The sequence below is a fragment of the Mucilaginibacter pankratovii genome, assembly GCF_014773265.1.
Classification (GTDB): Bacteria; Bacteroidota; Bacteroidia; order Sphingobacteriales; family Sphingobacteriaceae; genus Mucilaginibacter; species Mucilaginibacter pankratovii.
The window spans coordinates 675034-697186 of sequence record NZ_JACWMY010000002.1; the positions used below are offsets into that span (position 1 = coordinate 675034).

Consider the following 22153-nt stretch of genomic DNA (forward strand, 5'->3'; position numbering starts at 1 on the left):
GTTATTGATGCTTATGTGTTACATGCAGAAAACTATCGCCCGATGTGCAGGTACCTGCGTATTTATAATTTACAAAATGCGCTATGGCGATAGTGATACCACCAGCAGGTACAATAATAGCCTCCAACCAGCCTTTTGTAAAGATATGGCCTAAAATAATAGTAGCAAAACCGATGATCAATAATGCTAAAGGCAAAACCCGGTGATGAGAATTTAAAAATGACCCGGCTATTGATATCACGCCAACAATTAAAGCAACCCCGATCATAGTCCACTCTACCCATGAATTAGCCAAAAAACCCAAACCTACCAACGGCAGGCTGGTGAAAAACACAGGCACAGCCGCGCAATGGATAGCGCAAAGTGTAGAAGCTGTCATGCCTATATTATCCAGTTTAGCGGCTATTTTTAACGATCTCATGCTGCAAAGATAATACTAATGCAACATGATTGCATTTACCAATTGTAAAATTTTGTTGTTGGCTTTTCTTAACAAATACCAAATCGCTTACATATTTGCTGTTTTTGTTTAAGAAATTTCCCGGCAGCATATCTCTCAATAAACATGATAAGCCGTATGTTTAACTTTTATTTTACACGCAATCCATTTTGCCATGAAATTCAAGCATTTTGCCCTTACATTATTAACCGCCGTTATCTTTATCCTGCCGGCATCAGCACAACAGCGTTCGCTAACCGAACTGCAGCAAAACTTTGTCGACCTAAAATTTGGCATGTTTATTCACTACAACATGCCCACCTATAACGAGGCCGACTGGCCCGACCCGGACGCTTCCCCCGCTCTGTTCAATCCAAAAAAACTAAACCCAACACAATGGGCCAAAGCGGCAAAATCTGCCAACATGACCTACGGATGCTTAACCACCAAGCACCATAGCGGTTTCTGCATCTGGGATACCAAAACCACCGATTATAATGTAATGAACAGCCCGCTGAAACGCGATGTGGTACGCGAATTTGTGGATGCTTTCCGCGCCAATGGCTTAAAGGTGATGCTTTATTACTCGATATTAGATACCCACCACCGCCTGCGCCCCAACAGCATCACCCCAAAACATTTTGAGATGGTGAAGGCGCAGATAACCGAACTGCTTACCAATTATGGCAAGGTGGAAGCGCTGATCATAGACGGCTGGGATGCGCCATGGAGCAGGATCTCTTACGATGATATCAACTTTGAGGATATCTACCACCTGGTAAAATCATTACAACCCGATTGCGTTATTATGGACCTTAACGGCGCCAAATACCCCGCCGAAGGTTTGTATTATACCGATATTAAAACCTACGAAATGGGTGCCGGGCAACGCATATCAAAAGAAACCAACCGGATGCCGGCATTGGCTTGCCTGCCCATCAACAGCGCCTGGTTTTGGAAGACCGATTTCCCTACAACACCTGTAAAAGACCCGGCCAAACTGGTGAACGAGGATATTATTCCACTAAACAAGGTAGATTGCAATTTCATCCTTAACGTTGCGCCAAACCGCGATGGTTTGGTAGATGATAACGCCCTGGCGGCGCTTAAACAAATTGGCGATCTATGGAAAAATGACGGCCCGGCGCCAAAGCTGGCACCAACCGGCGAGCCCATCATCTCCTCTAACCTGGCCAAACACAAGGTTTCTAACTCCAGCTGGAGCGATGACATGAACATTATGGATTTCGCTAACGACGATGATTTCTCAAGCAGCTGGACATCCAACTCAAAGGTAGAGAAACCCTGGTACGAGATAGACTTTGGCCACGATACCGATTTTAACACCGTTACCATTACCGAGCAAAAACCCAATATCAGCAATTACCGTTTAGAGTACATGCAAAACGGCGTTTGGAAACCTATTTTAACTACCGAAAACACCAACCGGGTAAAAGTGAACCGCTTTGCCAAAGTTTATGGCAACAAGGTAAGGATTTGGATAGAGAAGGCGGACCACCAGGTATCTATAGCGGAATTTGGGGTTTATAACGAGCGCCGATAAACACGATTCAGCATTTTAAGATTCACACGATTTGCCAGCCCTGCTTTTACATAGCAGGGCTGTTTTTTTTGTAAATTATAAGTACTAAAAGGGCCATTTAAAACTTTATGATTGCTACTGTGTTTATTAACTTATAATTTCAAATTTTACCAAATTGAACCTTATAAGCCGATGCCCCGTTCTTAAAACCTTACTGGTAGCGTTCACGCTGCTTTTTGGCACGCTGTCGTCAAAAGCGTACTCTATACTGGCGCATGAGGCCATTATTGATGCGTCGTGGAAATCATCGCTGCTGCCGCTTATCAAACAAAAATACCCCAACCTTACCGGCCCGGAGATAAAACTGGCCCACTCCTATGCTTATGGCGGTGCCATGGTGGCCGATATGGGTTACATGCCATTCGGCAACGGCTTTTTTACCGATCTGCTGCACTATGTACGCAGCGGCGATTTTGTGGAAGCACTGATAAGGGATGCTCAAAATGCCAACGAATACTCTTTCGCGCTGGGCGCTTTATCGCATTACATGGCCGACCAGTACGGCCACTCGCTGGCAACTAACCGCAATATCCCCCTCATTTATCCCAAGCTGCAAAAAAAATTCGGTGATGTAGTTACTTATGCCGACGACCATAAATCGCACAGCCGCATGGAGTTTTCGTACGATGTATTGCAAACCGGCCGGGGCACTTACACTTCAGAAGGCTATCATGATTTTATCGGGTTTAATATCTCCGTACCGGTATTGGAAAGGGCTTTTTATGAAACCTATGGACAGGAACTTGGCAGCATCTTCTCCAACATCAATGGCAGCATCAACACGCTTCGCTGGGGCATCCGCAATTTGTTCCCGGTGCTTACTAAATCGGCGTTTAAGGCCAATAAGGATACTATCCTGAAAATGACACCGGGGATGACAGCCAAAAAATTCCAGTACAAAATGAGCAAAAAATCATTCCAGCTGGAATATGGCAAACAGCGGCAGGAGTCTAAGTTCTTCTCAAAGATGATCGTTTTTCTGATTAAGATAATGCCGAAAATTGGCCCGCTAAAAACGTTGAAATATGTTTCGCCTGGAAAGGCCGGGGAGCGGTTGTTTGCCAATAGTTTTGATACCATCACAACCAAATATGAAATTGCCTTAAAACAAATTGGCACCGGTGGTTTTAAGCTGCCCGATATAGATTTTGATACCGGCAAACCCACCGTGCTTGGCGAATACCCCCTTGCCGATGACACTTATGATAAACTTCTGATAAAGCTACGGGAGAAGAATTATAAAACCGTAACGCCGCAGTTACAGCGCAATATTGTTGATTACTATAAAGATGCTGATACATCCCAAACTGCCATGAAGCAGCGCAAAGAATGGAAGAAGGCTATCATATCGCTCAAACAAATAAAAATGCTTAAACCTACAGGGCAGGACACCCTTAAGCTATTGGATAATCCGCTGGGATCCACCCAATAAAAAAACCCTTGCGCCTAAGCGCAAGAGCTTCCCGGTTTAATTCACGCCCCCGGTGAAAAAAACGATCTTACAAAGTGCGTTTACCTTTTAACGTCACCTTTTTATTGTTACCATCAGTAAATTCCCCGGCAAGCGCGTCGCCTGCTATAGTGGCAATAGTTATACCTTCACGTACCAGGTTATCACCGGATATGGTGCCATTGGCATCATTATCAACTTCGGTACTACCATTTTTACGCGCTAAGGCACCCCACAAAGCCAGTTTACGGGATAAGATAATGTTGAATGTACCGCTTTCGGGCTTGGTGGTTTCGTAAGTTCCTTCAAACGCTTCTATCAGCGCTGTTGAAGTTTCTTTGGCCAGTACAAAGGTAATACCCGTGTGGCCCGGCACAGTTGCCGATACTACCACCGGGTTTTGCCCGCCCGAGCCTACCGAAAACTTGATGGTAACCGGCTGCCCGTTTAAGGTGCCGGTAAAGTCTGATACATAAGTTGGTGTTTGGCCGCTTTGGGCTATTACGGTTGCCGTTAATGTGCTAATAACACCATCTATTACCAGTGTTGCTGTGAGGGTGGTGCCCGCGTTGTTTACATCAAACTTAATAGTACCGGTAGAGCCGATAAGCACGCCCTTATATACCCCTTTAAAGCTGGCATCGTTTGCCACTTTGGCTTCGGGTGTGGTGGTACAGGTAGTACAGGTATAATCAGGATCTTTGTTAGAGCCGGATTTTCCACACCCCGTATATAGGAACAAGGTGGCTGCGGCAACAAACAGCATGGCTAATTTTTTCATGGTAGTTGTTTTTTTGTATGATGTTTATTTTTTACCGCCCCCTAAGAAGAAACCGATCTTAAAAGCAAGGTAACCGCCTTTATCCGGCAGGATATTGTAATCGGCAGCTAAGCGAAAATGCCCGGCCTCGATACCAACGGTTGGAAAGAAACCAAATTTGGTTGCGCTTGGAACCGTTACGGTAGTAGAGCCGGAGCCCACATCAATTGATGCCCGGGTAAAGAAGCCTGCACCGGCACCAATAAACGGCCTGATACCGCCATCTGCCAGGTAATATTCGGCGGTACCGCTGTATGATGCCAATACCGACACCTTCGTATCGTCACCGCTGGTTTGGTAAGCTAAAGCCGCACCTTCTAAACGCAAGCCCAGTGCCAGGTCATCACTTACCCGGTAATGTGGCTGAATGGTAAAGGTAACGCCGCCTTTTGTGCCTGCGCTTTGTGCTGGTATGGCATAGCCGAAGCCAATATCCACTTTAAATGATTTGTACGCTTCCGACTGGCTTTTGGCTGTTAATGCAAAGGCAAGGAACATGGAGAAGAGTAGTAATTTTTTCATGATTTGTTTGAGATTTAGTGAATGGTTTTATTAATTGTGATACTGAATTACTGAAACATGTATTTAGATACCCATAGCTTTTTATAATCCTCATCGCTGCCAACAAATACATAGCTGTTATCGGCCTTATTGGCTATTGGGGTAAAGTTTTTGGTAACATAAAATTTCTCGTTGCCAAGCACGCTGAAGGCACTTATGCTGGAATTGGATAGGTCAAACTTTGCTATGCGCGGATAGTACCGCGGGAAGTAGGTGGCATTACCGGCATAGGCCGCGAAGAAATCTTCGTACCCTTTAAAGCCTTTAACCTCCATAATTACCCAGTATAAAGCTTTCCCGTCTTTAGATGGCACAAACTTTTGCACCATCGGGAAGATCTCGCTTTTCTTGTCGTTATTTAGCTTGCCAACACCGTATTGTGCCTTTAGCTGCCCTGCCTGGTCAAAATGCAGGCAAACCACATCCTCATAGGTGTTAACCGGGTTGCCAAGGCCGAGGTTGGTGCGGTCGTTCAACTGGCCGGCAATCAGGTATTCACCTTGTGGGGTTACCTTAAATTGCTGTATGGTAAATTTGCCGCCTTTGTAAGGCTCGGCACCTTTATCACCGGGGGATGTTTTAAATTTCGATTTAAAATCGCTGATAGCTGCTGTTGTGGCAAAATCAAGCTTACTATCGGTAAACTTCAGTAGGTGGAAGCTTTCCATTTTCTCGCCCGATTTTTTTAACCATTTAAAATCAAGCTTATTCTTACCCTCGGTAAAGCAGGGGTTTACAATGGATGCCGCGTAGTTTTCAAACACTTCGCCATAGGCTTCTTTTGATTTTGTTGAGGTAGCGCAGAAAAACACCGAACCGTTATCCTCACTCACATCCTGTATCAACAGGTTTGGCGACGGGCTTTTAAATATCACCTTGTTTTTCATTTCGCCTTTGTCGGAATATTTGAGGTAGGTATAAGCAGTAATATCGGGCTCGCCTTTTTGCGGCGCAAATACCAGCACAACATCGCCATTATCCAACTGGTGCGAATACACTAATGATTGCGAGCCGCTTACATCAACGGGTTTAGCGGTTATCTCCAGCTCGGGTGTTACGCCAAGCACAAAGAAATCCATCCCGTCCTTGTGCGCCCTGCTCTCCAGCCCGGCCAGTACAAACAGGCTTTCGTCTACCGTGCTGTTAAAGGCAGCAAAACCATAATATTTATCGTTGCCATTTTTCGGTTTGATCACTTCTGATGTGATACCCTTTTTAAATACGTATTGCTGTTTGCGGCAATCCCAGGTTTTAAGGTCGCTGTATTTGGTAAACTTCAGCTTCATGCTCAGTATCTCGAAAGAGCTGCATCCGCCTACCGAGGCATAAAAACCACTTACTGTTTTATCGGGTTTATCCTCGGCGGAGATCTTTGGTTCGGATATTTCCTCATTCTTAACAAATTTCAGGTTGTTATCAAATTGGTAGGTTTCGTAAAATATCTCGTTCTTCTTTTTATCTCCGGGAATTTTGTAGGTAATGGTGTAGGCACCATCTGCATTGGCTGCGCTAAGCAGGAAACCCTTGCCGGCCTTTTTAGAAAGATCCTGCACGGTTTCCTGCGCGCTAATGATAAGGGTTGAAAATACGAAGGCAACTGCTACTAATAAAAGTCTTTTCATGCTGTCCATAAATTAGGTGCGTAAAAATACCTCCGGACTAAAGCATAAAAAATGTGATATAAGTAGTAATCAGAATGTTAGCGGTAACCGGTTTTGCGCAGCGCTTCTTTCTTATTACGCACGTGCAGTTTCTCGTACGTATTGCGGATGTGGGTGCGTACGGTATCTATAGATATAAAAAGCTTATCGGCAATTTCCTGGTAGCTAAAGCCTTTGCTCAGCCACAGCAACACCTCATTTTCGCGGTCGCTCAGGCTTTCTTTAGCGTCTACATAAGGCACCTGCTGCTGAAACGCCATTACCACCTTACGGGCTATCTGGCTGCTCATGGGGCTACCACCTTTACGCAGATCGATGATGGATTCTACAAGCTTGGTAGACGGCGTATTTTTAAGCACATAGCCCGTTGCACCTGCCTGCAGGGCTTTAAATACATGGTCAGCATCATCGTAAGCGCTCAAAACCATTATCTGTATATCGGGCCGCAGGGGTTTAAGCCAGCTGATAAATTCGCTGCCCGCCATGCCGGGCAGTTGCAGATCCGTCAATACTATCTCTACCGGATCGCCCAGGCCGCACTGAAAAAACTCCATCGCCTCCTCCGCGCTCACAAACGACGCGTTTAAGTTAAACTCGCCCGAGCCTGCAAGCAGCGCACCCAGGTAGTTGCGTATTTTTTCGTCGTCTTCTATAATGATGATCGGGGTCATGGCTTTATAAAGCTAAATATTAAAAGCGGGCATTGGCGGTGTAAAAAAGTAGTATTTTACTTTTAAGTATTTAGGGCATAACGTACCGTAAGCCCATGCGGGTTACTTGCCATGCTGATATTTCCGCCTATATCTTCCATCCTTTTGCGCATGTTTTTTAAGCCGTTGCAATTGGGTTTACCGGCACTATCGGGCAGCCCGCAGCCATTATCGGCCACGGTAAAAACAATTTGGCCTGCTGCAATTTCTACCGATAGTTTCACCAGTGTTGCCCGGGCGTGTTTCATGGCATTGTTAAGGGCCTCTTTGGTTACGAGGTATAAATTGCGGCGCTGCTCGTTGGTGAGCGGGATATCGGGCACGGTATCGGCAAAATCTATCTCCAGCACCATATCAAAAGGTTCAAAATGCTGTTGCATCTGTTCGCGGGTGTAGGCCAGCAGGTTTTCCAGCGAATCGTTCTGCGGGTTTAGCGCCCAAATAATTTCGCTCATATTGGTGATCAGCTTGCGTGCCGATGCCGAGATATTGCCCACATCATTCTTCACTGCTGCATCTGTTTTATGCTGGGTTTGTATCAGTTCGCTCAGCAGAGCTATATGGGTGAGGCCGCTGCCAATCTCATCGTGCATATCTCGACTGATGCGGTTACGTTCGGCATCAATAGCGTGCCGCCTTTCTAACAGCCGGAGCCTGCGTTTTATTTTAACCTGCGATAATGCCCAGGTGATATAGATCAACAGCCCCGCAAGGCACAGCGACACAGCCACATAAAACCACGTTTGCTGCCAAAACGGTGCCTTTATATTGATATCGACAGATTGTACATTGCTCCACATGCCATCGCCATTGCTCGCCTTTACCAAAAAGCGGTAATGCCCGGGCAGCAGCTTTGCATAGCGTACATTTTTATTGGTGGTGATAACCCATTTATTCTCCAAGCCGGTAAGCATGTAGGCAATTTTGTTTGCCGATGGCATTGTATAATCCAACGCCGCAAACGAAAACGAGAGGCTATTTTTATCGTAAGCAAGATCGATGTTGTTAGTTTTTACCAAGCCTGCATCGTTTACAAAAGGTTTATCATCAACCAAAACACCTGTGATAGCCACGCCAGGCTTATGCCTGCCGCTGTATAAAGTTTCGGGATTAAACCAGTTGAAACCCTTTATCCCGCCAAAATACATGGTGCCTTTGGGGCTTTTATAGAATGACGCGGTATTAAACTCATTGCTTTGTAGCCCATCGCTCACCGTATAGTTTTGAAAGGCTTTTTTTGAACGGTCGAAGTAGCTTAAGCCGCCGTTTGTACTTATCCAAAGGTTATGCTTTTTATCCTCCAGCACGCCGTAAACATAATCGTTGGCTAAACCATCGGCAATTTTATAGGCAACCGATGTCTTCAGCCGGCTGTTAAATTCTATCAGCCCAACTGCTGATGATACCCATATTTTATTGCCGTCCAACTCGTCCACTTGCAGGCTTCTTATATCCAAACCCTTGAAATAGCCGCCCTGCAACAGGTAATCACCGCCTTGTTTTTTATAATGATAGAGTGCCAGCCCGGGTACAGCAATGTAAAGGCTGCTATCGGCCATTTCTACAAAATCCAGCGTTAATCCCTGCAGTTTCTCATCGATGATGTTGGAAACCTTATAATTCCCCAAGGCGTTTTTCTGCATACGGTAAAGGCCCAGGCAGGTAGCTACCAATATATCACCATTTTTTAACTGCCTGAATTTAATAGCGAAATTAATGTTGGAGCGCAGGAATTGGGTGGGTATAGCGGAGATGTCTATGGCTTTAAAGGTTCCGTCTCGCTCGTTAAATTTATAAATGCCCATACTGCTGCCGATCCAAAAAACACCTCCCGCATCCCTGAAAATGGCCGAAACCGAGCCCGAGATCCCCTTGCCGGGATGGTTATTAGCGGGATAGTTTTTTACGCTGCGATCCTGCGGATCAAATATATTCAAGCCGTTATCCTGCGTACCGAACCAGATCCGCCCGCGCTCATCTTCGTAAAAGCATTTGATAAAATAATTATTCAGGAAGGCATAATCGCCTTCGTTCAGTGGGAAGAGATTAAATTTGGCAGGCTTCAGAACCAGCCGGCTTATGCCGCCCCCATCGGTGCCTATCCACAAGTTATCAAACCTATCAATATAAAGGCAGCGTGTAATATCAAAGGCCAGCGATTTTTGCCGGGCATTATCATGCCTAAACATATCCATTTTGCCGGTGGCCTTATTATAGCAAAGCAAACCCGCGCTTGAGGTGGTGAACCAAACACGCCCGTAATTATCGGGTAAAATATCAATCATTATATCCACCTTATCGGCAATATCAAAATGCTTTTTGCTGATGGTTTTCAGCGACGCATCGGCGGTGTAAAGGGTATTATCGCACCAGTAGTAAATATTCCCCCTGTTGTAATTGATGCAGGCAATGGGCATATTAACCATAGCATGTTTAAACCGCTGCGTTTTTGTATTGAAGTGATAGATGCCAAAGCCATTTACCTTAAACCAAATATTGTCCTTGTAATCCGTAGCGTACCTAAAACCGGTGGCGTTTTTATCGTTGAGGATAAATTTGTAGATATAGCGCTGCCATTTACTGGTTTTAATATCAAAGGATGCCACACCGTTCAAACATAACATCCAAAAGTTATCCTCCCCGTCTATAAAAACGCCGCTTGCCTGGTAATCCTGAGTTAGCTTGTGGCGGCGGGTAAGGGTTTCTTTGGCGACATCCAGGCAAAAAACGCCGGTTTCGTTGGTGTACCAAATATTCCCGGCCTTATCTTCACAAAGCGTACCGCGTACATAATTGGAGTTGGCAACGGCATTATCCTTCACCTTAAACACTTTGATAGAATGCCCATCAAAACGGTTGAGGCCATCGGCAGTACCAAACCACATAAAGCCCTTTTTATCCTGGTAAATGGTATAGGCCGAACTTTGCGAAAGCCCATCGTTTACACCAATGGTTTCAAACCGGGGGATGATAATCTGGGCAAAGGCGTCCGGGGAAATAAAAGTCAATACAAAGCCAGCCAACAGCTGTAAAAAAAGCTTGCCGGCGCGGTTATACTGCAAAGAAACTAACGCAGGTAAATTGGTTACCATTAAAATATATTAGCGGCGTACTAATATATAAGCATATTTACAATTCAAGGCAAACTTAAACTTATTAACTACCAGTAAGTTAATAAGTTTAAGTGCAATAATAAATTACCTATAAGAATAAATACGTAGTATTATTTAGAAACTAATATCAAAAAAGCTTAAGCGGGCAGCGCCGTAAAGGTTTGCAATACTGCCGGTGTAACCATCCTGTAAATTAAAACTGCTTACCTCCCAGGTTTTATCGGCGCATAAAAGTTCGGGCGATAAGGGATGGATCCCGTTTAGAGATGGCGTAACTTTGAGGTGCTCGCCAAGCCCTTGCCCGGTGGCCTTTAACAGCGCCTCCTTGCGGGTCCACAACAGGTAGAAATTTTCCACAGGGGTATCCTGACCGATAAAAGCGATCTCCACCGGGCTAAAGTGTTCTTCTAAAAGATCGTTGAATTGAAATTTTTTGTCGACAAATTCCACATCGGCACCAACAGCTTCGTTGGATACAGCCAGTAAGATCCAGTCGCCGGCGTGGGTGATATTGTATTGAATGGCGGGCTTGCCGTCAGTAACCAGGAAGGGCTTTTTATTGTTACCTAATGCAAAAGCCACCTTTGCCGCGGGTTGGTTTAAATACCGGCCCAAAATATCCCGCTGCGCGCCGCGGCTTAAGATAAACCGCTGCCTGTCTTTCAATTGAAAATACTTGCCGCCGCGTTCTTTCTCGGCAGGCATTAGCGTGGCTAAAAAGGCATCCAGCAGATGCAGGTTGGTACTGATATTGATCCGGTATACATGTACCTCATTATCATTCAAAACAAAATCGGCGGGCCGGGCAGGCCGCCAGTTTACGTCGTCGAGAAATTGAATGTGTACCTTACCCAAAACCGCAATGTTATTGTGATGTGATAGTGCCGACCGCTAACTTACTTTTCATTGGCGGCGTTTAGGCATTCCTGTAATATTCGTGCAAACTCCTTATCGTTTGGCGATTTAAATATAGTGTTATGCTCCCCCGGGATCTTGTGGATATTCACCCCCTTCAACGCGTAGGGTTTCCAGCCCATAAATTCAAAGTCATCCAGGTAAAACGATTTCACCTCGGCCCTGAAAAGTTCCACCGAAATATTGTACGGCTCTATCTTATAATGCTGTTGGGCAATGTCGTTCATCTCATCAATTTTGTTGCTGTAACCAAAAAAGCCGACGGGTTGTTCCTTCTGCTCGCCGTATTTCAGCTTCCATAACAGGCGGGTAGCTATGCGGCTTACCGCTTTGGTACGATGCTGCACGGTTTTCGTAAAACCCTCCTGAAAGGTTAAAGAATACCACAATCGCCGTCCAAAATACATTCCCCGTTTAACTTTGTTAACCAGCCATGGGTCGTAATATGGCGTGCGGTAGGCATAGGTATCAAACATCGCCAGCATACGCACCTCCAGGTTTAGGGCCTCTAACTGCCGCGCCATTTCCCAGGCGATGATACCGCCGAATGAGAAACCCGCAAGCGCGTAAGGGCCATCCGGGTTTTGTGCACGGATGGAGGATATATAGTGTGCCGCGATATCTTCCATACGGTTCAATGGCTCATCAACTCCGTTTAGCCCTTTGGCCTGCATGCCGTAAACCGGTTGGTCGGCATCCATATTGTTGGCCAGGGTGTTAAACAGCAGCACGTTTAAACCCGCGCCATGCACAATGTAAATAGGCATTTTGGTGCCTTTCGGTTTAATGGGCACCAGCGAATCCCAGGTGATGGATCTGCCGTCCATACCCAATATCAACGCCAGTTTTTCAACCGTAGAATTTTCGAAAAGGATAGCCAGCGGCAGACGGTTACCGGTTTCCTTCTCTATCTGCGCCATTACCTTTACGGCTATCAGTGAGTGCCCGCCCAATTCAAAAAAGTTATCATAAACGCCAACTTTTTCTATGTTAAGGTGCTCTTTCCAGATATCGGCAACCATTTGCTCCACATCGGTACGCGGGGCTATATACAGGTCCTGGCGTTCTGCAGGGATAGCGCCTAATGCCGCCAATGCCTTCTTATCAACCTTACCATTCGGGGTAAGCGGCATGGCATCTACCTGTATAAAACTATCAGGGATCATATAATCGGGCACCGATCCTCTCAGATCGTTGCGCCAATAACTTACGCATTCCTTAAAATCTTTGCACACAAAGTCGTCGTTGAAAACCACGTAGGCTACCAACCTGTCCACCCCATTACCATCCGGCCGGGCAATAACTACGGCTTGTTTCAGGTCCGGATCCTTAGCCATGTGGAACTCTATTTCCCCGGTCTCTATCCGGTAACCGCGGATCTTCACCTGCGCGTCGATACGCGAGAGATACATCAGGTTGCCATCATTCAGGTACATACCCAAATCGCCGGTACGGTACATCATGGCGCCGGGCTCATCAGCAAAGGGATCCTCTACAAACTTTTCATAGTTTAAGATGGGCTGATCATGATAGCCCTTGGCTACGCCTTCGCCGCCTATATAAATTTCGCCGGCAGCACCCGGGGCAAGCGGGTTCTGGAATTTATCCAGTATATATATGTAAGTATTATCAATGGGCCTGCCTATGCTGATAGTTTTATCTTCGGCAGTAATTTGTTTAATGGTAGACCAAATGGTGGTCTCCGTAGGGCCATAAACGTTCCATAGGGATGATGCCCTGCCCAAAATGCGGGTGGCCAGGTCCATCGGTAAAGCTTCGCCGCCACATATCACCTTTATTTTTTCGTTTTCCCAGCCTGCTTCCAGTAAAATGCGCCAGGTGTAGGGCGTTGCCTGCATTACGCTGATCTTTTCCTTGCGGATGATCTCCAACAGGGCCATACCATCCTTGGCTGTAACGGCATCCGCCAATACAATCTGGGCACCGGTTATCAGCGGTAAAAACAGCTCCAGTCCGGCAATATCAAAGCTAATGGTGGTTACGGCAAGCAGCTTGTCGATAGCCGTCATACCGGGCTCTTTTTGCATACTGTACAAAAAGTTTACTGCATTGTGATGTGCTATTTGCACGCCTTTTGGCTGCCCCGTTGAGCCGGAAGTATACAGGATATATAGCAGATCCTTACCGATCACCATTACATCGGGATCTGCTGTGGGGTAGTTATCAAGCGTTGGCCAAATTTCGTGCAGCAATATTTCCTGCGCATTAGATTCGTACTGGCCACTGTATTTGATGGTTGTGATCAGCTTTACCGCCTGCGAATCGGCCAGCATGTAATTGATGCGGTTGATGGGAAATATCGGGTCGAGCGGTACATAAACGCCACCGGCCTTCATTACGGCAAGCAGGGTTACCACCAATTCGGCGGCCCTATCCAGCGATACGGCTATTTTATCACCCACTTTTACGCCATCGGCTATCAGTACGGCCGCCAGTTGATTAGCACGCTCGTTCAGCTGCCGGTAGGTAAAGGTTTCGTTATTGAATTTTAAGGCGATACTGCCGGGATTTTTGGCAGCCACTTCGCTGATGATCTGGTGAAGCGATTTTTCCTTGGGATAAGGCACCCGGGTATCGTTCCATTTATTCAACTGCGCCATCAACTCATCCTTCCGCATTAAGGGAAGTTTACCAATGAGCATATCGGGCGATTTAACTACCTGTTTTAGCAGGTGCTGGTATTCGTCCATCATACGACTGATGGTAGCCGCCTCAAAGATCTGGGTGTTGTACGACCACTCCAGCACCAGGGCATCTTTATGGTCGGTAATGTTCAGGAAGATCTCAAAATTCTCGTACTCGCGCCCGGTGGTGATATAGCTGTGCTTAAGGCCATGGAAATGCACACCCTCATCCATACCGATATCTATATTGAATACCACGGGTACCAGCGGCAAGCGCGACGCGTCCCGGGGGATATTCAGTTTTTTCAACAGGCTACCGAAGGTGTAATTTTGATGGTCGTAAGCGTCCAGCACCTCGGTTTTGCGTTGTTTCAGGTATTCTACAAAAGTTAGTTCGCCTTTGGGGTAGCTACGCAGTGCCAATAAGTTTACGCAATGCCCTACCAGCCCGTAATTGCCGGTAGCCGATTGGCCTGCCGCGGGCAGGCCCAATATAATTTCTTCGTGCCCGGTTATTTGCTGCAAAAACACCTCAAAGGCAGCCATCAGCGTGGTAACAAAACTGGTACCCGCCTTGCGTGCCATTTGTTTTACTTCGGCAACCAAAGCGGCATCCAGGGTAAAATCGGCACGCTTGCTTTTATAGGTGCGCATGGCCGGGCGCGGGTTATCTGTGGGTACATTAAGCAAATGCGCGCTGCCGTTAAACTGGTCTATCCAGTACTGCTCGGTTTGGCTGGTTTCTTCGCTCTCGCCGGCTTCGGTTTGTTCAAACGCGTAATCGCTGTAACGCGGCGCGGGTGCCAAATCCGGTTGTTCGCCCGTCGCAAAAGCGGTATACAGCTTACTCATATCCTGCATCATGATCCCTATCGACCAGCCATCGCAAATAATGTGATGGGCAATGAAGGTGAGATAATGCTCGTTATTGTTCAGCTTAAAAATAGAAGGTTTAAACAGGGGGCCGTTCACCAGATCCAGCGGAGTGATGGCATTCTGACGTGCGTAGTTTTGGATGAACAACCTATTCTGTGCTTCGCTTTGTAAAGTAAGATCGTGATAATCAATATTTACCGGCGGGTTATCATAAACTACAAAGTGCTTGCCATCCGCGGTGAATACGGTTCGCAAGGACTCATGGCGGTCGCTTAAAGCCTGTAGGGCCCGGTACATAGCATCCTTATCAAAGTTGCCTGTTAGCAGCAGCGAAGCAGAATCGTTATAGGCACAACTGGCGTCACCACCGCCTATTAAGCACGATGTCCATATCTCTATTTGTGGCTCGGTAGCCGGTGCCGTTAATAAGATCGCGGGTCCTGCAAATGGATCAAATTCAACCGGAATTAGCTCGTAATTCATTATACGCCGTACAAATTAAAAATTTATTTTACCTGCAAATACTTGCCGCTGTTATTATCATCGCTGATAAACCAACCGATGTTACCATCCTTATCCCGCCCAAGTTTTGCGCCGGGTACGGGCGGTGTATTTGCATTTACGGGCGCGGGTTCTGCCTGTGGGGCTACGGCAGCAGAAACCGGCTCGGCTTGTTGTTGCTGAGGCGAAAAGAAGCCGGCTTCTATCATCTCATCAATACTTTCATTAAATGCAGCGAGCATGGTTTTGATATCATCCTCCGTATGTGCATCCGTTATAAAACATGGAAAGCCATCCAATATATGGATTCCTTTTAATCGTATCAAAGTGAACAAAAGTTCGCTGTAAGGGATATCCTCCAAAAACTTCATCCTCCACAAAGATCCAAAACCAACAATGGTAATTGGCACCCCCTCTTTTTTACATTTTGCTTCCATGCCATCGGCAAACATGGTGGTTAGCCTCGTCAGTTTTTCCTGCAGGGCGGGGCCGCGCTCTTTCATGTATTCCAGCGACGCTTTTGCTGCCGCGAGAGCAAGCGGATGGCGTACAAACGTTCCTGCGAAGTAGGTTACCCCAACTTCGGGGACGGAGCGGTCGCCAAATTGCCACTGGCCGCCGTCGAGCGCGTCCATATATTCTTTTATCCCGCAGATAGCGCCAACAGGCATGCCACCGCCTATTACTTTGCCGTAGGTGCCAATATCGGCTTTTACGCCAAAGATAGCCTGGGCACCACCCGGGTGCATCCGGAAACCGCTGATCACTTCATCAAATACCAGGGCTATTTTTGCATCGGCGGTGATGGTTCTTAGTTTTTTGAGGAATTCAACCGGCTTAAATTCGGGCCGGCGGCTTTGTACGGGCTCTACCAATACCGCAGCTATTTCATCAGCGCGTTCTTTGATAATAGCTAAAGTTTCATCGGTACCATAATCCAGTATCAGCATGGATTGCACGTTCTCTGACAAGATGCCCGAGGCGGCCGGCACCGTTTTATGCTTTTTGGTGGCACGTACGATCACCTCATCCATAATACCGTGATAAGAACCTGCAAAAGCTACGATAAGCGAGCGCCCGGTAACGGTACGCGCAATACGCATGGCGCCCAGAACCGCTTCGGACCCGGTGTTACATAAACCCGCGCGGTCGAACTGGGTGAACTCGCAAAGCAGTTTACACACATCGCCCGCAAGCTCGTGCTGGGGGCCAATTTCGTAACCTTTATCCACCTGCTCATGGATGGCTTTGGTTAAAACTTCGGGCTGATAGCCCAGCATATTGGAACCGAAGCCGTTCAGCGCGTCGATATATTCGTTGCCATCCACATCCCACAGGCGGCTGCCTTTAGAGTGGTTGATAATGATGGGATAAACCATCTCCTTGGTGAGCGGGCGGAAACCGCTTACTACCCTGGGGTCGGCCATATAAGGGCGGTGCTGTTGTGTTTGCTCCTTGCTCTTTTTGGTTTTGGTATTATAATCTTTGGTAAGCTTATCTATAAAGGCTTGCTGTTTATCGCTGATGCCCTGTACCTGCCGCTCGATGCGGGCGGTGGCACCAAATGGTTTTTTCAGTTCCACCATTTCCTCGGCGCTGATATCTGATGCTGGTGCCAGTGAGATAGCGGGCTTGGCAGATGACAAGCCGTTAGAAAGGCGTACCGGTGGCGGTGTTAGTTGCACGGTTGTTGTACGCACTTGTGAATAATCAATCCCTCCACCCTGCATAATCCCTACCTGGTTTGCCAGCAATTGCAATTGCTGTGCTATCATATTTAGCGCATGTGTACTGCCTTCGGCTGGTTGGGTTGATTGAAATACGGGTTGCTGGTAAGTGGCTTGCTGGTAAACCGGCTGAGCAGAAGACTTTGGTGCCGCCGCCGTCGGCTGGAATTTATCTGCAGGCAAAATGCTATCTAAATGAGCGGCCAACAGATCAAGCGAGTTGTACTCTTCAAACAATTTACGGAAGGTGATGGGAACGTTAAATTCCTTCTTCAGATTGGTGGCGATCTGCGTAAGCAACAATGAATCGAACCCGATCTCGATAAAGCTGGCATCGCCGCTGTCCACATCAATCCCGGATGTATCTTCAAATATTTTCTTCAGTTTATCAATCAAAAGGTCCTTTCTTAATGGCATATCTTGTGGTATTTCTGTACTGTTTTCTGTTAGTAATTCCGTTGGTGCTTCAAAAGGTGGCGTTAAATGGCTTATGGGTATAACGGGCTCTATCCAAAAACGTCTCCTGTCGAAGGCGTAAGTAGGCAAGTTTAACGGCTGCCTGCTTTGTCCCTTGTAAAAGAGCGCCCAGTCCGGGTCGATACCGTTCAACCAAAGCTGGCCCAGGGCATGCAGGGCCGAACGTACCGGCAGGTTACCCTCGGCGCTGTCTATGCCCGCAATGGCGGTTATTTGTTTTGGCGATGCCTGCTGGCGAACCAGGGTAGACAATACGTTGCCCGGACCAACTTCCAGCATAATGCGGGTTTCGTCTTCGGCAAGCAGATTGGCTACATCGGCAAAACGGACGGTACGGCGTACGTGCATGGCCCAATATGCAGGGTCGAGTGCTTCGGCCTCGCTCAGCCATTTACCGGTTATGGTAGATATGATTGGCCTGGTTGGTACTTTAAGCGTCACGGTTTTAACCACCGCCTTAAACGGCTCTACAACGCTATCCATCATGGCCGAGTGGAAGGCGTGGCTGGTTTGCAGCACACGGGTGGCAATGTTTTGTACCGCAAGCGTTTCAGCAAATTTGGCTATCTCATCGGCAGGGCCCGCAACAACGGTAGCTGTTTTTGTATTGATAACGGCAATCGACAAGGTATCGGGCAGAATAGCTTTTACATCTGCCTCGGGCATCCGTACCGAGAGCATATCGCCGCCCGCTGCCTCGCTTACCATTTTTGCGCGGGTAGCGATCAGTTTAACAGCATCGGGCAGGGAAAAGATGCCGGCTAAATGAGCGGCCACAAACTCGCCGATGCTGTGCCCGGTTAGTACGGCGGGCGTAATACCCCAGCTCATCCAAAGCTTTGCCATAGCATAGCTGATGATGAACAATGCGGGTTGGGTGTATAAAGTATTCTTCAGCGTTTCGGTAGCGGCTTCGTCGTCGGCATCGCTAAATATTACCGAAAGGATATCCTCCTGCGCGGTGCCTTTTAACATGGTAACGCACTCATCAACCGCGGCCCTGAATACGGGTTCCTGATCGTAAATATTGCGGCCCATGTTCACAAACTGGGCGCCCTGGCCGGGGAACATAAAGGCAACTTCGGTAGCCTTGGCGCTGATCTTTTTAGAATCGGCTTTAGAGATTGCTGTCGCGAGTTTCTCTAACAGTTCTTCGCGTGTTGCTGCTACCGCGATGTACCTATTGGCAAAATCAGTACGCCTGGTTTGCAGAGTATATGTGATATCGGCTAAGCTGGCACTTTCATTATTTTTTATCCATGCGGATAACTTTTCGCGGTATTTATCGGCACTGGCCTCGGTTTTGGCAGACCATTGTACCAGGTGCAATTCTTTACCGGCATCCGAAGTCTTAACCTCCTGCGGGTACTCCTCTACTATCACATGCACATTGGTACCCCCAACGCCAAAGGAACTTACGCCGGCTATTCGTTTTTTATCGGTATCCCAATCGGTTAGTTTGGTGTTTACATAGAACGGGCTGTTCTCAAAATCGATGTTTGGATTGGGCCGGGTATGGTATAACGATGCCGGGATCTGTTTATGGTAAAGCGCCAATGTAGCTTTTATAAAGCCCGCCACACCTGCCGCTGCCACCAGGTGGCCCATATTGCTCTTTAACGATCCTATGGCGCAGTACTGGTTTTTATCCTGCGGGCCGAAGGCCATTCGCAAGCCCTCTATTTCAATGGGATCGCCTAAAACGGTGGCGGTGCCGTGCGCTTCCACGTAGCTGATATCTGCCGGAGAAACGCCCGCGTTTTGGATGGCCATGGCAATGGCACCTGCCTGCCCCGTGGCGTTTGGCGCCGTAAAGCTACCTTTGCCTGCACCATCGTTATTTAAGCCTACGCCTTTTATCACACCGTAAATGGTATCATCATCGGCTTCGGCTTCTTCTAAACTCTTCAATAGCACTACCCCCGCCCCATCGCTGAACACCGTACCATCGGCCTCCGCGTCGAACGAGCGGCAATGCCCGTCGGCGCTTAACATGGTGCCTTCCTGGTATAAATGCCCGCTGTTGATGGGTGAACTGATGGATACCCCACCAGCCAGGGCAACATTGCATTGCCCGTTACGAATGCTATCCACCGCCTGCGCAATAGCTAATAAGGAGGTTGAACAAGCCGAATGCACGCTCACGGCGGGGCCTTTCAGATCCAGTTCGTAGGCTATGCGGGTAGCTATGTAATCCTTCTCGTTTAATGTAGTAACCAAAAAGCTGCCAACCTTATCAATAAGGTGGCGGTTTGGTATTACGTTATTGATATAATAAGTATTGTTACCGCAGCCGGCGAAAACGCCCACCATGCCATGGTACTGCGATGGCAGGTGCCCGGTACTTTCCAGCGCTTCCCATGTCAATTCTAAAAAAATGCGCTGCTGCGGGTCCATCAGTTCGGCAATGCGCGGACTCAGCCCAAAAAACGCAGGGTCGAACTCATCCGAACCATCTACTACGCCCCGTGCTTTTACGTAGTTCGGTGCATAGCGTACTGCCTCGGGGATAGAGCGGTCGAGCTCCTCATCCGTAAAGAACCTGGTGCTTTCGCGGCCGTCTGCGAGCAACTGCCACAGCTCATCAATGGTATTGGCACCCGGAAAACGGCCCGCCATACCAATAACGGCTACATCGCCATTGCCACTTTTTACACGCAGTTTTGGCAATACCGTTTCGGCGGCTTTGCTGTCGGAACCATCCAGGCAGGCCGAAACGCCGGCTATGGTTGGGAACTGGTACAGTTTGGTTATGGGAAGTGAGTGGTTAAACTGGTTTTTTAGGGCCGCTACGGTTTTTAACCCGAGCAGAGAATTGCCGCCCAATTCGAAAAAGTTATCATCGATACCGATCTTCTCTAACTGGAGCAGGTCCATCCAAATACCTGTCAGGTGTTTTTGGGTGATGGTTGATGCCGGTTTGTATAAAGTTGCCAGCTCGGGGCGTTTCAGATCCGGCTTTGGCAGGTTATTCCTGTCTACTTTGCCGCTGGTGGTTTTGGGTAGCTCTGTCATCCACACAAAGGCGGATGGCATCATAAATTCGGGCAGTTTTTCTTCTATGCTATCCCTTATCTGTGCCGTGCTTACCTTACCGTGCGATGCCACCAGGTAAGCCACCAAACGTTTATCGCCCGGGTTATCTTCGCGCGCTATCACAACAGATTGCTGCACACCATCCAACTGGTTCAGCAGCACCTCTATCTCACCAATTTCTACCCGGTTTCCGCGGATCTTTACCTGGGTATCTTTACGGCCAAGATATTCTATATTCCCATCGGGCAAAAAAAGGCACAGGTCGCCGCTGCGGTATATGCGCGTGGTTTCGCCGTTGTGTTGCCAGTCCACAAACTTTTCAGCAGTAAGCTCGGGGCGGTTTAAATAGCCATAGGTTACGTTGATGCCGCTGATGCACAATTCTCCCACTTCGCCATCGGGCAACAGGTTCAGCTGCTCATCAAGCACAAAATTTTTGGTGCTATCTATTGCCTTGCCTATGGTTGGCAATAAGGGCCAGGTTTCGGGCGCGCCTTCCAGTTTTAAGGCGGTGCTGGCCACACTGGTTTCGGTTGGGCCATACATGTTGTAAAACACGCAGTTTGGAAGCGCCTGGAAAAAGCGGATGATCTGCGGCGTAACCTTCAATTGCTCGCCCGCGGTTATTACCTCCAGTAAGGATTTGGGGTAAAACTGTTCGGCATCGGCAATTTCGGTAAAGTATTGTAAGGCTACGAAAGGGACGTTGATGCGGTTCACCTTCATCTCATCTACATAGTGGATGAGCTTAACAGGATCGATGCGCACTTCATCGGCAACCAATACCAATGTACCACCTATACAGAGCGTACAAAACACTTCCACTACCGATGCATCAAACACCAGCGGGGCAAATTGCAGGGTTTTAGCACCTACACCCAGGTACGGCGAAATACGCTTATGGTAATATATTAAATTAACCACGCCAACATGCCCCACGCAAACACCTTTGGGCTTGCCGGTAGAGCCGGACGTATAAATAATGTAGGCAACCTTGGTACGAATATTCTCTTTTGCAGAAGGTGATGATGTATGTTCCCCGTCCGATTTGATAACGGCAACGGGCAGGTGTTTAAAAAGTGCTTTTTGAGCCCCAACGGCCAAAACAGTATTTACGCCCGAATCTGAAATGATCTGCTCCAGCCTGTCGGTCGGATAAGTTGGGTCGATAGGCAAATAGGCCTTACCTGCTTTTAAAACCGCTATGAGGCTGGTAACAGTTTCTATCGAACGAAGGGTACTCACACCAATAACCAGCGAATTTGGCGCCTGGCTGATGATCGCGTTAGCCAACAGATCGGCCTTTTTGTTTAAGTCGGCATAGCTGATCTGTTCCCCGCCAAACTGAACGGCTATAACATCCGGAGTTTGCAGCGCTTGCCTCTCAAATAAAAGGTGCAGAAATACATCGCCGGCGGATCCCCCGGTATAAATATTATCGGTAAGTATATCCATTAAGGTTAGTGATCAGGTTAAATTTTAAATAACCCGACGATTGGTTATAATCAGTTACTAAATCGGGTTTAAGTTAAAAATTTTTATCTTATGAAGAAAACCCTGCAACCTAATTTTTTCATTTAACTTTCATAAAAAACACCCTTAAGCCTGAGTTAAACTAT

General features: G+C 47.4%; 11 protein-coding genes. 2 read left to right on the top strand and 9 right to left on the bottom strand.

From position 1 onward, the window contains the following. Position 1: 1 nt before the first annotated feature. The gene (locus IDJ77_RS05545) at positions 2 to 421 is read right to left on the bottom strand and encodes a MerC domain-containing protein (RefSeq protein WP_224750980.1); all 420 of its coding nucleotides are present in this window, start codon (positions 419 to 421) and stop codon (positions 2 to 4) included. Positions 422 to 614: 193 nt separating this feature from the next. Between IDJ77_RS05545 and IDJ77_RS05550 the strand changes: the two genes are divergently transcribed. After that, positions 615 to 2003 (top strand): alpha-L-fucosidase, encoded by a 1389-nt coding sequence (locus tag IDJ77_RS05550; protein ID WP_191187927.1) that lies wholly within the window; start codon positions 615 to 617, stop codon positions 2001 to 2003. A gap of 154 nt (positions 2004 to 2157) precedes the next feature. After that, a complete protein-coding gene (locus tag IDJ77_RS05555; RefSeq protein ID WP_191187928.1) occupies positions 2158 to 3474 on the top strand; it encodes a zinc dependent phospholipase C family protein in 1317 nt (438 codons plus the stop codon). Positions 3475 to 3541: 67 nt separating this feature from the next. Here the strand turns inward: IDJ77_RS05555 and IDJ77_RS05560 are convergent, their stop codons facing one another. The 8 genes from IDJ77_RS05560 to IDJ77_RS05595 all read right to left on the bottom strand — a co-directional run bounded on the left by IDJ77_RS05560 (position 3542) and on the right by IDJ77_RS05595 (position 21989). Then, the gene (locus tag IDJ77_RS05560; protein ID WP_191187929.1) at positions 3542 to 4273 is read right to left on the bottom strand and encodes a hypothetical protein; all 732 of its coding nucleotides are present in this window, start codon (positions 4271 to 4273) and stop codon (positions 3542 to 3544) included. 24 nt (positions 4274 to 4297) lie between these two features. Continuing rightward, positions 4298 to 4834, bottom strand: coding sequence for an outer membrane beta-barrel protein (locus IDJ77_RS05565; protein ID WP_191187930.1), 537 nt, complete (start codon positions 4832 to 4834; stop codon positions 4298 to 4300). Positions 4835 to 4881: 47 nt separating this feature from the next. Next, a complete protein-coding gene (locus IDJ77_RS05570) occupies positions 4882 to 6495 on the bottom strand; it encodes a hypothetical protein (protein WP_191187931.1) in 1614 nt (537 codons plus the stop codon). 77 nt (positions 6496 to 6572) lie between these two features. After that, the gene (locus tag IDJ77_RS05575; RefSeq protein WP_191187932.1) at positions 6573 to 7205 is read right to left on the bottom strand and encodes a response regulator; all 633 of its coding nucleotides are present in this window, start codon (positions 7203 to 7205) and stop codon (positions 6573 to 6575) included. Positions 7206 to 7267: 62 nt separating this feature from the next. After that, on the bottom strand, positions 7268 to 10336 hold the full coding sequence (locus tag IDJ77_RS05580; RefSeq protein WP_191187933.1) for a sensor histidine kinase: 3069 nt from the start codon (positions 10334 to 10336) through the stop codon (positions 7268 to 7270). Positions 10337 to 10471: 135 nt separating this feature from the next. Beyond that, a complete protein-coding gene (locus IDJ77_RS05585) occupies positions 10472 to 11212 on the bottom strand; it encodes a 4'-phosphopantetheinyl transferase family protein (protein ID WP_191187934.1) in 741 nt (246 codons plus the stop codon). Between the two features lie 41 nt (positions 11213 to 11253). Then, positions 11254 to 15276: a non-ribosomal peptide synthetase gene (locus tag IDJ77_RS05590; protein WP_191187935.1), complete on the bottom strand. Its 4023-nt coding sequence runs from the start codon at positions 15274 to 15276 to the stop codon at positions 11254 to 11256. 23 nt (positions 15277 to 15299) lie between these two features. Beyond that, positions 15300 to 21989, bottom strand: a complete 6690-nt coding sequence (locus tag IDJ77_RS05595) for a polyketide synthase (protein ID WP_191187936.1) — start codon at positions 21987 to 21989, stop codon at positions 15300 to 15302. Positions 21990 to 22153 lie beyond the last annotated feature (164 nt).